8 protein-coding genes and 3 pseudogenes are annotated in these 13099 nt (G+C 67.8%); 4 read left to right on the forward strand and 7 right to left on the reverse strand.

Annotated features, from left to right (window positions below):
- Positions 1–57: 57 nt before the first annotated feature.
- Both ACXKR8_RS24485 and ACXKR8_RS24490 read left to right on the forward strand, forming a co-directional pair.
- On the forward strand, positions 58–774 hold the full coding sequence (locus tag ACXKR8_RS24485; RefSeq protein WP_458266719.1) for a hypothetical protein: 717 nt from the start codon (positions 58–60) through the stop codon (positions 772–774).
- 203 nt (positions 775–977) lie between these two features.
- Positions 978–2148: pseudogene (locus ACXKR8_RS24490) on the forward strand (IS3 family transposase).
- Here ACXKR8_RS24490 and ACXKR8_RS24495 read toward each other — a convergent pair.
- The 5 genes from ACXKR8_RS24495 to ACXKR8_RS24515 form a co-directional block, all read right to left on the reverse strand.
- Entirely contained in the window at positions 2091–2657 is a 567-nt protein-coding gene (locus tag ACXKR8_RS24495) for a DUF1996 domain-containing protein (RefSeq protein WP_458266720.1), read from the reverse strand. The pseudogene ACXKR8_RS24490 and the gene ACXKR8_RS24495 overlap by 58 nt on opposite strands.
- Positions 2658–2725: 68 nt before the next feature.
- Positions 2726–2977: a hypothetical protein gene (locus ACXKR8_RS24500; RefSeq protein WP_458266721.1), complete on the reverse strand. Its 252-nt coding sequence runs from the start codon at positions 2975–2977 to the stop codon at positions 2726–2728.
- Between the two features lie 261 nt (positions 2978–3238).
- Positions 3239–5758 carry a discoidin domain-containing protein gene (locus tag ACXKR8_RS24505; RefSeq protein WP_462099836.1) on the reverse strand — a complete coding sequence of 840 codons (2520 nt, stop codon included), beginning with the start codon at positions 5756–5758 and terminating at the stop codon, positions 3239–3241.
- A 1045-nt stretch (positions 5759–6803) separates the two neighbouring features.
- Complete coding sequence (locus ACXKR8_RS24510) at positions 6804–6926, reverse strand: hypothetical protein (protein WP_462099837.1); 123 nt, start codon at positions 6924–6926, stop codon at positions 6804–6806.
- 546 nt (positions 6927–7472) lie between these two features.
- Complete coding sequence (locus ACXKR8_RS24515) at positions 7473–8558, reverse strand: LacI family DNA-binding transcriptional regulator (RefSeq protein ID WP_458266724.1); 1086 nt, start codon at positions 8556–8558, stop codon at positions 7473–7475.
- Between the two features lie 87 nt (positions 8559–8645).
- Here ACXKR8_RS24515 and ACXKR8_RS24520 point away from each other — a divergent pair.
- Positions 8646–9044 (forward strand): annotated as a pseudogene (locus ACXKR8_RS24520) (IclR family transcriptional regulator domain-containing protein); the annotation flags it as partial.
- Positions 9045–9152: 108 nt separating this feature from the next.
- Here the strand turns inward: ACXKR8_RS24520 and ACXKR8_RS24525 are convergent.
- Together ACXKR8_RS24525 and ACXKR8_RS24530 are read right to left on the reverse strand one after the other, a co-directional pair.
- Positions 9153–9767 (reverse strand): NIPSNAP family protein, encoded by a 615-nt coding sequence (locus ACXKR8_RS24525; protein WP_458266725.1) that lies wholly within the window; start codon positions 9765–9767, stop codon positions 9153–9155.
- A 46-nt stretch (positions 9768–9813) separates the two neighbouring features.
- Positions 9814–12170, reverse strand: a pseudogene (locus tag ACXKR8_RS24530) (transketolase-like TK C-terminal-containing protein).
- Between the two features lie 192 nt (positions 12171–12362).
- On the opposite strand from ACXKR8_RS24530, the gene ACXKR8_RS24535 reads away from it, so the two are divergent.
- Positions 12363–13055, forward strand: coding sequence for a GntR family transcriptional regulator (locus tag ACXKR8_RS24535; RefSeq protein WP_458266727.1), 693 nt, complete (start codon positions 12363–12365; stop codon positions 13053–13055).
- Positions 13056–13099: the final 44 nt, after the last annotated feature.

Raw genomic sequence — 13099 nt, forward strand, 5'->3', positions numbered from 1 at the left:
ATCCGCGCCCACCCACACGCCGAACACGTCTGACTGCGGCAGAGGAGACCAACGATCATGGTGCAGGCGCGCGCGACGGCACGAACCAGGCACCCGCGCCACGAACGCCGCGGAGAGGTCCGGTATCCCGCCGTGATCGCCACGCTGGTAGCCATCGCCCTCTACCTGCTGCTGCCGCAGAACCTGCTGTTCGCCCCGCGCTTCGTCCTGCCCGGCCTGGAACTGCTCCTGCTCATCCCCTTGGTCGTGATCAACCCCAAGCGGATGACCCGGCAGACCAAGGCCTCCCGGGCACTGTCCCTGGCGCTGGTCGCGGTGATCGCGGCCAGCAACCTGTTCTCCCTGGGCATCCTGGTCCACGCCCTGGTCACGGTCGGCGTGAAGAACGGCAGCTCCCTGCTCGTGGCCGCACTGCAGGTCTGGCTCACCAACGTCATCGTGTTCGGCCTGGCCTACTGGGAACTGGACCGCGGCGGCCCCGTCAGCCGCACCCAGGCACCACGCGAAGAACTGCCCATGGCCGACTTCCGCTTCTCCCAGGACGAGAACGACGACGCCGTCCAAGAAGTCGCCGACGGATCCAGCATCACCGCAGACTGGGTCCCCACCCTGACGGACTACCTCTACGTCTCCGTCACCAACTCCACCGCCTTCAGCCCCACCGACACCATGCCCCTGTCCACCCGCGCCAAGCTCATGATGAGCATCCAGAGCATCGCCGCCCTGCTCACCTCACTCCTGGTCATCGCCCGCGCCGTCAGCATCCTGCACTGACCCAACCTCCGATCGCCCAACAGCCCCGGCGGCCAACCAGGTCAGGGCCACGCACTCGGTTCGGTTCGCGCAGATCACGGATGACGGCAACATGAGGCACCGGCCGCGCCACGCGGCCGGCCTCGTATGGTGGACTGAGCCGCCCCGAGGTTCACAGACTGCCGCGATGCAAGAGATACTTATCCCGACCGAAGGATAGGTAAGTGGTAAAGCGAACAAAGCCGTACAGTCCGGAGCTCAAAGAGCGGGTAGTGAGGGAGGTTCTCGACAACTCCCCTCCGCATGTGGCTGTGGCGAAGGAATTCGGCATCACTGAGAGCTCGGTCAGTCGGTGGGTCCAGCAGTACCGGAAGACGCATGCAGCCGGTGGCTCGGTGGCCGATTCCGTCGAGACTGACGAGCGCGTTCAGGAACTGGAGAAGAAGCTCCGGGAAGTTACCGCTGAGCGAGACTTCCTAAAAAAAGCCGCAGCTTTCTTTGCCCGCGACCATCGGTGACCGAGAAGTACGAGTTCATCGACGGCGAGAAAGCTGAATTTCCTATATCGCGCATGTGCGACTGGCTGGGCGTTTCGATATCTGGATTCTACGCCTGGCGGACGCGCCCGGCTTCGGCCACAGCCGAGCGCCGCGAGGAGTTGAAGCTGATTGTCCGTCATGTCTTCGACGAGTACGACGGCACCTACGGCTATCGGCGAGTGCATGCCGCGCTCGCCCGGATGGACATCACGGCCAGCTCCGAACTGGTCCGTGCCCTGATGCGGGACCTGGGGCTGGTCCCCTGCCAGCCGAAGCCCTGGCGCCGCACGACCCTCCCCGACCAGGACGCCGCAGAGGTTCCGGACCTGGTGAAGCGGGACTTCACCGCTGCGGAACCCGGAGTGAAGCTGGTCGGTGATATCACCTACATCCACACGTGGGAGGGATTTCTCTTCCTGGCGACCGTCATCGACTGCCGCACGAAAATGGTGGCGGGTTGGTCGATGGCCGATCACATGAGGACGTCACTGATTTCAGACTCCTTGGACATGGCTGCGGGACGGTCCCCACTGCAGAAGAACTGTATTTTTCACTCAGCCAGGGGAAGTCAATATACTTCTACCGAGTTCCGGGGAAACTCGCAAAGATGCAGATTCGGGCATCGGTCGGCCGAACCGGAGTCTGCTGGGACAATGCGGCCGCCGAGTCCTTCTTCTCCACCCTAAAGAATGAGCTGGTCCAGCGGACTACCTTCCCTACGCGTGAGCATGCCCGCAAGGCGATTGCGCGGTACATCGAAGTCTTCTATAATCGCAAACGACTTCACTCGGCGCTGGGCTACAAGACCCCTGCCGAAGTCCACCTCGAGCACGAGACTATGCAGATCGCAGCGTAAGTATCTCGCGAAGCAGCAGTCCAAAATCCTCGGGGCAGCTCACTCTTGTGGTCCGAGCTGTCCAGGTGGACGCCGTCCCAGCAGGTCGGGAAGTTCAGGTAGGTCTGGAGCGGCTCGCCGTCGGGGCAGTCCATGAAGTCCTGGCTGGAGTCGGAGCTGCCCAGGCACGACCAGCGCGCGATCGGATTCTGGTCCGGGCTGGTGGCCAGGGCGTTGCCGGCGACGTAGCGCAGTCCGAACGGGAGGGGCTGGGCGTGGTCGTGGTCGGTGATGCCCTGGTAGTAGATGGTCACCCGGGAGGGGGAGACCGGGACGCCGTTCTGGAAGAGCGTCGGCGTCCAGTAGGCGGACTTGTCGCTGGCCGGGTCGCAGGTGGTCTTGGTCAGGTAGAGGCTGTCGGAGGTGGAGTTCGCGTCGGTGGAGAAGTTGCCGTAGAACTCGTGCAGGTGGGAGGCCCCCGGCTTGCCGGGCAGCACGATCGGGTCGTCGTTCGCGCGGCGGGTGGGCAAGCATTCCGCGGTGAATTCCGAGCCGCGCGCGTACTCGTCGCTCGGGCTGGGGCTGGGTGCCGGAGGCGTTAGTCCTTGGCCTGGGCTGCGGCCACGGCAGCTTGCGCCGGGGGCAGGGGCGAGCTCATGGCGGCCATCTGCGCGGCATCCATCGGTACCGCAGGCTTGGGAGCTGGTGTTCCGGCGGCGGTGCTGGTCCCGGTGAGGGATAAGAGGCTGGTGAGGGCCAGGACGGCGGCGAGGATCGCCGCGGTCGCCACGGAGCGGGTGGGCCAGGTGTTCGTGGGACCGTCGCTGCTGTGCGGTGTCGGTACGGGCATGGGAACTCCTTGCGGTGTGGATGCGGGGCCGGGCTCGCCCGGGAAGGAGCCCTGGAGCAAGCCTGTTCCAAGGGGGCCCTGTGCGGTGGCCGCTGGGGCTGGCGGGAGGTCGTCGGCAGCGGAAACGGACGGCTCCCCTGCCTGTCCCTCGGGAGCCGTCCGTGGTGAGAGTGTTCGTGTTGATGGTGTGCGCCGGGCCGCCCGTCGGGGGAGGTTCGGGCGGCCCGGAGCTTAGGGGCGGGTCAAGCGGTCAGGGATGGGTCAGGGGTAGTTGACGACGTCCTGGGGGCCGGGGGTGGTGGCGCTGTCGGCTGGTCCGACTCCGTTGATCACCGAGTCGATGCTTCCGGAGCCGTTGAGGAAGCGGGTGAACAGGTGGGTGAACTGGACTCCGGGTTTGTTCGGTGCCAGGAAGGCCATGGCGCTGTGGATGTCGACGCCCTTGCTGTAGTAGTTGTACGAGCCCATCGCGTAGCCGTTGAACGTGTTCACGGTGTCGGCGACGCGCAGGGCCGGGTAGCCCTTCTGGGTGGGGCTGTACATCCACTGGGACTGGTCGGTCATCTCGTAGGGGTTCTCGTTCTGGAAGAACACCAGGCGTCCGCCCTGGCCGTTCCAGATGGCGGCTTCCTTGTTGGTGTGCTCGTCGAACAGGCCGTAGGCGTTGACGTTGTTGCCGTTGACGATCAGGCCGTTCTGCAGTTGGTCGCAGGTGAAGCAGCCCACAGTCGCGCTGGCCACGTCGCCGCCCTGGCCAGCGCCGTGGTCCGCGCGCCAGACCCACAGGTTGGAGATCTGCGCGTTGTTCTGGTTCAGTACCAGGCCGGTCTGGGCCTGGCCGGCGAACTGCCCGCCGACGCGGATGGTGTCGTCGTGCAGGGTGCTGGGGTCGGCGGAGAAGTCGCTCGTGGAGTTCGGGGAGCCGAAGTTGACGATGCTGCCCTGATTGGTGCCGCCCTCGAGGATCAGGCCGCTGATGTCGACGCCGGGGACATCAGCTACGTCGACGGTGGTCTGGTTGCTGCTGGGGTATAGGGAAGAGAAGCCCAGGCCGATGAGCTTGGTGTCGGGCTTGGTGACCCGCAGGGTCTGGTCGAGCTTGTAGATGCCGGGGGTGAACAGGATGCTCTTGCCGGCGTCCAGGGCCGTATTGATGTCGGTGGAGGTGTTGCTCGGGGAGGCGACGAAGTACTGGCTGATGGGCTGCGAGGTGCCCGGGGTCTGGCCACTGTGCCAAGAGGGGCCGACCTGGCCGGTGACCACCGAGGGCACCCACACGGCCAGGCCGTTCGCGGACTGGTAGAGGTAGGGCATCTCGCGGGTCGTCCCGCAGGTCGCCAGGTTGGTGTAGTGGTCACGGATGTTGTTGTTGTCGTTGGGGGTGGCGGTGAAGTTGTCGGCCGGTGCGCCGGTGGTGCCGCAGAATGCCTGGTTCCACAGGCTGTTGGTCCAGAACCCGACCTTGGAGGTGGAGGTCATGAACTGCTGCTGGCAGCCGTTGAGGACGTGGCCGACCTGGCTGTCGGACATCCAGCCGCCGCTGCACCAGGCTGGGGTGGAGGTGTTGTCCATGAGGTTCAGCTGGCCGTTCATGTTCAGCCGGCGCAGCGGGGCTTCCTGTGAGGTGGCCCAGAAGTCGGCGCCGTTGTCGAAGCCGCAGCCGTTGACGGTGTCACCGCACCCGGGGGTCTGGGTGATGGTGCCGACGGAGTCGACGTTGATGGTCAGGTTGTAGATCGAGCGCCAGAAGTTGTTCGTGGCATAGCAGGTGTTCGGCCCGTTGGAGCACTGGTTGTAGGAGTTGACGACGCCGTTGATGACGACGTCCTTCGGGTTCTGTCCCAGGCCGGCTACTTCTTCGTAGTAGCCGACGTCCACGGTCAGCGGGTTGTCGGCGGTGCCGTAGGTGCCGGGCATGAACAGCAGGGCGTAGCGCTGGGTGCCGAACTGGTTGGTGTTCTGCTGCACGAACAGCTGGTTGACGGTGTTCTGGATCTGGGCCTGCGGCATGCTCGGGGTGAACACGTAGGTGTTCGCGCCCAGGTTGGGCATGGTGCCACTGGTGGTGCCGGTGCCGTTGTTGAAGACGGAGAACGTGTTGATCGACCACCACCACGCCGGGTTGGCCTGGGTGAGGGTGACGCGCAGGTAGCGGGCGCTCTGCGAGGTGAAGCCGGCCGTCTCGGTCGCGCCGGAGCCGGTGCAGCTGGCCACCGGTGTCCAGGTGGTGCCGTCGGGTGACACTGAGACGTCGTAGCCCGGTGCGTAGTCGTTGGGAGAGGCGGGCACGGCCAGTTGCACGGTGTCGAAGGTCTTGGCCGAGCCCAGGTCCACCTGGTACCACATGCCAGCTGCCTGCGGAGCGCCGCTGCTGTAGCGGAGGCCGCTGGTGTTGTTGACGACGTTGGTGAGGGCGTTCTGGGGCGGGTCGCCCGCGGAGGTCGCGCTGGCCGAGGCGGTGAAGCCCGACTCGTCCAGCCGGGTCGCAGCCGAGGCGGTGCCGGTGCAGTCCGCGGACGCCGCCGCGGCCGTCCGGGAGGCTGCGATCTTGGCCTTGCCGGTGGAGCGGGGCACCGCTGCTGGGACGGCACTCTTGGCGAACAACGAAGTCGAGGCATGAACTGGGCTGCTCGCCCCGCCCGCGACCACGCCATGGGCGGCGGTGATGCTGTGCGCGGCACGGGCCGCATCCGCTGCGGTAGAGGTAGGCAGGCCCGCGGTAGCGGTCAGGGACGCGGCCAGGGTGGCGACCGCGGACAGGGCCACCAGGCGGCTGCGCACCCTGGGGGTGCGCGCCGGCCTGCGTGGCAGGATCGGGGGATTCTCACGGTTCCTACTTCCACTCGACGAACCGGGCATGAGCAGCGAGGGCGGGGGCACAGGGGCCTGTCCGGCATCGCCGTTTCGACGTGCAGGGACGAGCAGGGTGGGGCAAGTCCGAGAGCGCCCGCACGCGGAGCAGCAGCTCGGGAGACGACGGCTCGGCGAAAGGAGAATGCGGGCCGCGGTCTTGGATGTTGTGGCTGATCTAGCTGCCACAAAGGTGTGCCGGTAGGGGGAAGACCACCGGGTCTCACCCCGGGGAAATCGCTCCTGCCTCACTCCGCTAAGTGAACGGGTGGTGAAGCCAGTCGTCAATAGGGGCGAACAAAATTGGTGGAGCGCTCCATCGATATTCGCGCGCCAGACACTCTCATTCACTGGCCGCGCCGGGGATGCGTCGGGAAGCTGCCTCCTCGCGGACTCCGGCAGCAAGGATCCCTGGCCCTGGCAGGCGCTCTACCTGCACCTTTTACCAGCGCCTAGCGACGACACGCGGATCTTCCACCCTGCACGCCGCCCCGTGCGACGCTGTGCGCAGTGTGGGATAACAGAAACCTGACAGAGGATTCACCTTTTTTCCGGGACGAACGCGATACTGTCACGCCCTTGACGGGGCGTGAATCCGCTCGCAATATAGTGAGCTTGATGGAGCGCTCCATAGTCTCCGCTGCTGGGGCGCTCCATCAATTGCACAAGCCTGCGGCCTGCTCGACTCCGCAGCGATTTAGGGGGCGATGTCCTACGGTGGACCTGGCAGTTTTCACTGCCGCAGTGCGACCCGGCGTCTTCACGGGCGGGTGGTCCGTCTGCGGGGCTGATGGGTTCTCAGGTGGCGCGATGAGCGATCTGCTCGGCCGTAGTGGAAGAGGGGCGAACACCGACGATAACCGCGACCTGACGCCGTTGGGCTGACAGGCGGAGGAGTTGGACAACCCGCAGCAGTGGCGAGTCCCGCGATGGGCACAGGGCAGAGCCGTGGGTTGGGCCGAACTGAGCGGGAGGGTCACAGTGCGGTGCGATAGGCCTCCAACTGATCGGCCAGTTCCTTTGGGTGGCCGAGCATGGGACATTGGTCGCCGCGCATCTCGTCCGGCTGGAAGCCAAGGCTGTCGGCGACGATCCCCACATGAACTCGGGCGGGAAGAAGCGGTCGTCGGACGACAGCAGGAACTTGGCCGGCACATGCGGCCATGCATCCAGCGGCCACGGTTCCACGAACGGTGTCGGCGCCTGGTTTCGCTGGTGCTCCGCCACGAACTCGGCGGCCAGGTCGGCCGGAGTGTCATGCAGCACAAGGGAGAGCACGGCTTCGTCGGTCCCATCGGCGACACCTCTGCGGCGGTCGAGCGGGCCGGTGAAGCCACCGAACGAGTGGGGCGACGACGAGATCGGTTTGTTCGCTGATCGCCGTGACTCCCGCATCCGCGTACTGCGCGAGTCCAGCCGACTCGTCATCGCACGGCAGGTTCGGCGCGACCACGTCGTGGCCCGGTCGCGCAACTCGGCAGACAACGGCCCCCAGTACCCAGATCGATGGCCGCCATCGCCCGCTTCGCCGCCGCAACCGACCACTACCGATCACGCCCCGAGCACGCCAACGCCCTGCTCGATCCCACCGCCTGAGAACGCATTCGCCCTGGGTCCGTCTCACCGGCACCACCCATAGGTCAGGTCAGGAGGAGTCTCGCACGATCAGCTCGGTTTCCAGCAGGAGCTGCTGCGGCTCGTTCACCTCGCCGGCGATGCGCGCCGCCAGCAGCGCCGCCATCCGGCGGCCCATCTCGATGTCGTCCTGCCGCACCGTCGTCAGGGGCGGGTGGGCGTGCCGGGCCGCCTGCGCGTCGTCGAAGCCGACCACGGCGACGGCCGTCGGCACCGCGACGCCGCGCTCGCGCAGCAGGTCAAGGACACCCATCGCCATCGTGTCGTTGGCCACGAACACCGCGTCGATGTCCGCCGCAGCCTCCAGCATGCGGCCCATCGCCGACCGGCCGCCCTCGTAGGCGAAGTCCCCCTCCTGAACCAGGCTGGGATCCCAGAGCCCGGCTTCCTGCACACGGTCCCGGAAGCCGGCCAGCCGCGCCACGCCCACCGAGGTGTCCAGCGGCCCGGTGACCGTGCCGATCCTGCGCCGCCCGCGCCCGACCAGGTGACCCGCCGCCATGGAAGCGCCCACCGCGTTGTCGAAATCGACGCAGTACGTGCCCGACACCTCCCCGCTCAACGGCTTGCCCCCCAGCACGTACGGCACCCCGGCGCGGTCCAGGACACTCGGAAGCCTGTCATCGCCGTGCTGCGACAGGAACAAGGCACCGTCCATGCTGCGTCCGGCCAGATACCGTTCGGTGTCGGCCCGCTCCTGGGGAGTCTTGGCCATCATCAGGATCTGATGCAGTCCGTGCGGAGCCAGACCGTCCATGATCCCCAACAGGACCCGCGAGTAGAACGGATCGGAGAACAGTCGATCCGTACTCTCCCCCACGATCACCGCGACCATGCTGCTACGCCCGCTCGCCAGCGCGCGCGCCGCACCGTGGGGCACGTAGCCGACCGCCGCAATCGCCCGCTCGACTGCCTGACGCAGGTGGGGAGCGACGTCGGGGGCACCGTTGATCACGCGTGACACGGTCCCGCGCGCCACGCCCGCAGCCATCGCAACCGTCTCCAACGTGGGCCGCCGGGCACTGGCCATCGTGATCACCTCCCGGCAGAAGTATAGGCAGGCCGCCCTCCAACTCCGCCGTGCAGACGAGTACATCTGTGTCGACGGCGCGCCTGATCGCGTGGCGGGTCCCGTGTCCCGGGAGCAGGTGGCCTACGTGGTCTTGGACCCCGCCCCGCCCTGATCCAGCGCACCCGCCCGGTCCTGACCCGCCTGGCGGAGACCACCCGCGAGACCGCCACCCTGCACCTGCGCTCCGGCAGCCACCGCGTCCTGGTCCTGGGCGCCGAACCCTCCAACTGGGACCTGCGCCACGTCGTGCGCCCCGGCGAACGCGCCCCCCTGACCACCGGATGCACCGGTACCGTCATCCTGGCGCACCTGCCCCCCACCGAAGCCCAGGCCATCCTCACCAGTCGGCCCGCCCGCGAACAACCCACTGCGCAGGTGCTGGAGCGGATCCGCACCGACGGCTACGCCATCTCCCGCAACACCAACCACTCCGGAGTGGCCGGAATCGCCGCCCCGCTCCTGGACCCCGACGACGGCTACCCCCTGGGCTCCCTGGCCATCGCCGGACCCGACCACCGCCTGCCCGACCCCGGCCACTGGCCTCGTCACCCAGGCGCAGTGGTGGTTCCTGGCGTCCGCGAGGCTTGGTGCTGCGTCGGTTCATTGATTCGGCCCAGATCAGGAGAGGGGGGAGAAAGCGGTGGGGAAAGCGATAGTCGAGATGGCACTGGCGACGTACTGCGGGCCCTGCGCGGGTGGCCAGATCCCGAGCTCCTTGGCCTGGGCTCGGATGGCGAGTCGTTGGTCGAGACGGGAGTAGGGCCAGATGTGGGTGATCCGCGGGCGGCCGTCCAGGGCGTAGAGGGCGGTGGTCAGCGGGGAGAGTGCCACGCGGGCGGGGAGCGATTGCTGCCAGCCCGCCATGGTCGGGCTCAGGCCACCCACCGTGAGGTGGTAGGTGCGGATCTCGTACATGCCGCCGTAGCTGCCCGGCTCGATCGATGGCAGGTAGGGGAATTGGGCGTGACTTGTCGCTTCGAAGCCCTTCAGGTGCTCGCCGATCCCGTAGGGGTTGGATCCGGTCAGGACTCGCCGGCGTTCATGATCCTGTTCCGAGGCGTCAGCGAAGGAGCGCAGGACGATGACGCGCCCGAAGATCTCGCCGTGCTCGGTCTCCCAGCAGCCGAGCAGTTGGCCGGCTGCTCGGGGACCAGTGGTGTAGTGCTCCAGTTCGGCGAGGGCTTTGGGCAGAGCGAACGGGTCGATTGACAGGAAGGCGAGTTCGTAGAGCATCGGGTGGTTTCTTCCTCGGTGGTGCGGACGCCTGCGGGGCGCGGTCTTAACGGGTGAGGTCCAGGGCTGCCCGGATGATGCTGTCGGCGTCGATGCCGTGGTAGCGGTAGACGTCGTCGAGGGTTCCGCACTGGCCGAAGCGGGTGACGCCCAGGGCCCGGTGCGGGACGTGGTTGACGGTGGCGAGGAAGGCCAGGGTGTGGGGGTGGCCGTCCAGCACGGTCACCAGTGGGGTGGCGCGGGACGCCGGGAGGACCGCGTCCAGGATCCAACTGCCTGCCGCGTCGGCGGCGTCCTGACCATTGCGTGCCTGCAGGGCCCGGAAGAGCAGGTCCGGACTGGTGACGCAGACGACGTCGGTGGGGACGCCTGCCTGCTTCAGCCGGTCCGCTGCCGCGAGGGCTTCGGTCACCATGGCGCCCACGGCGGCGATCGTGACCGAAGCCGCGGGTACGGAGGCGGTGCGGCGCAGGGTGTAGGCGCCGGCGACCACCTGTCGGCGGCGATGTTCGCGCGCCGCCGGGTCGGCCGGGACGTCGGCCAGCGACTGGTTGACCGGTCGGGTGGAGAGCCGCAGGTAGGCGGACTCTCCGCCGGGGCGGCCCAGTCGTGACAGGGCGGCCAGCAGCGTCCACTCGGTGTCGATCGCGAACGCGGGCTCGTAGGTGGTGCAGCCGGGCTGCTCGATGCCGATCGAGGGGGTGGTGATCGACTGGTGCGCGCCGCCCTCGTGGGCCAGGGTAACCCCGGAGGGGGTGCCCACCAGGATGGACTGGCCGCCTGCGTAGATTCCGAAGGACCAGGGTTCCAGGGCGCGTTCGACGAACGGGTCGTAGAGCACGCCGATGGGCAGCAGGGGTTCGCCCCAGCGGCTCCAGGTCGCGCCGAGTTCTCCCAGCAGGCCGACCAGGTTGGTCTCGGCGATTCCCAGTTCGATGTGCTGTCCTGCGGGCTTCTCGCGCCAGTGCAGGATGGTCTCGGCGTCGTCGGCGAACCAGTCCGTCCGCTCGGACGCCGACCAGACGCCGACCTTGTTGACCCAGCCGCCCAGGTTGGTCGAGGAGCTGACGTCGGGGCTGACGGTGACCACCCGGGCCGCGGCCTGGGGAGCGGCCCGGGTGAGGTCGAGCAGGGTGCGCCCCAGCGCCGCCTGGGTGGTGGCGGTACCGCTGGGAGTGCGGCCGATATCGGTCGGCAACTCGGGCGGGGCTGCCAGTGGCGGATTCCGGCGGCGCAGCTGTGCCCGCGTTCGGCGCACAGCCGTCCGGCTGCCGAGTCCGGGGCGAACCGGGTCCAGGGCTGCCCGGGGTCGACGCCGACCTGTTCGGCGAGTGCCAGCAGCTGCTGGTCGGTCAGCAGCGCGGAGTGGTTCTGCGGGTGGCCCGCGGTGGGCAGGCCGCGGCCCTTGACCGTGTAGGCGAAGATCACGGTGGGGCGCGTGTCTTCGATGGCGGCGAAGGCCCCGTCCAGGGCGGCCAGGTCGTGTCCGCCCAGATTGCGCAGGGCATCCACCAGGCTGGCATCGTCGAGAACGGCCAGCAGTCCGGCGATCGCCTCAGCGCCAGTGTCCGTGCCGGGGAGCCGGTGGCGCAGTTCGTCGGCGCTGCAGCGGAGCAGGCGCTGGTACTCGGGGTTGGGCATGGTATCGAGGCGCCTGTGCAGCTCCGCGCCGCCGGGGCGGGTGAAGAGCTGCTCCAGGGTTTGCCCGTACTTGAGGGTGATGACCTGCCAGCCAGCTGCGGCGAACATGCCCTGGAGCCGGCCTGCGGCGATGTTGGGCACCACCCGGTCCAGTGACTGCCGGTTCAGGTCGACGATCCAGACCAGTTCGCCCAGTTCGGCGACTTGGGGGTCCAGTACGGCCTCCCAGATCGCGCCCTCGTCCAGTTCGGCGTCGCCCACCAGCGCGTACTGCCGCCCGCGTGGCTCATCGATCCGGTCCTGGCGGGTTTCGTCGGCCGTAGGGATCGCATAGCGGCGGGCCAGGGCGCCCCAGATCGTGGCGGTGGCGCCGATGCCGACCGAGCCGGTGGAGTAGTCGACCGGATCGGGGTCCTTGGAGCGGCTCGGGTAGCTCTGCAGCCCGCCGAAGGCGCGCAGGGTCGTCAGCCACTCCTCGTCGAGTTCACCCAGCAGATAGTTGATGCCGTGCAGGACCGGGGAGGCATGCGGCTTGACCGAGACCCGGTCTTGGGACCGCAGGTGCCGGAACCAGAGGGACGTCATGATCGACACCATCGAAGCGCTGGAGGCCTGATGGCCGCCGACCTTGAGCCCTGACGGGTTGGGGCGGATCCGGTTGGCATGGTGCACGATCGCACTGGCCATCCACAGCACCCGCAGCTCGATCTCGGACAGCGCCTCGGGAAGAGCCGCGGGCAGGGTAGGGACGGGGCTGGTCATCCTGGAGATACCTCCATCAGCACAAGTTGTTAGATTTGATAACACCAGCCCAGACCAAGCCGCACAAGTCCTCGGGAAAGCCCAGGTCCCGGCGCCGTTGCCCGACCGCACCTCGAAAGTGCGTCGCTATCGCTGATATCGTGGCCGCCTGGCGGCGCCCACCAGCGGGCGGAGTCATGGAGGAGGAAGTCCATGGGGGAACCGACCACGGCACCCTTCGTCCGCCCGGTGGAGTCCGTCTCCGTGGTCGACAGTGTGATCAAGGAGATCCGGCGGGCCATTCTCAGCGGATCGCTCCGTCCCGGCCAGCCGTTCTCCCTGCGCGAGATCGCCGAGCAACTCGGCGTGAGCTTCATTCCGGTCCGCGAGGCGCTGCACCACCTCGAGGGCCAGGGTCTGGTGCTGACCAGCCGGGGCAAGAGCGCGACCGTCGCCCCGCTCAGCCATGAGGACCTGCGAGCCGTCTACAGGCTGCGGCGGCAGATCGAGCCCGAGCTCATCGGTCGCGCCAGCCTGCTGCTCACTGATGCCGACCACCATCGGCTGGCTGGCTACCTGCCGGTCTTCGCCGATGCGGCGTTGGGCATGGACGAGATCTACGAGGCGCACCACGAGTTCCACCTGGAGTTGCTGCGTCCTGCGGCGACGCCGTGGGACCTGCGCACGCTGGAGATGCTGGGCCGTGCGGCCGAGCGCTACATCCGGCTGAGCTTCGGCGGCCTGGACACCGATCCGCATGAACCCCGCCGCCGGGAGCAGGCCCACAGCGTGCTGCTGGAGGCGGTGCGGCGGCGCGATCCGGGGGCGGCCGCGCACGCTCTGCTCGAGCACCTGGACACCAACGAGCGCATCGCCCAGCGGGGCATCGACGCCGTCGTGGACTGACGGACCGCGTCGCTGAGGGGCCTCCCACCAGCACGGGAACAGTT

The sequence above is a fragment of the Streptacidiphilus sp. PAMC 29251 genome (genome assembly GCF_054208735.2).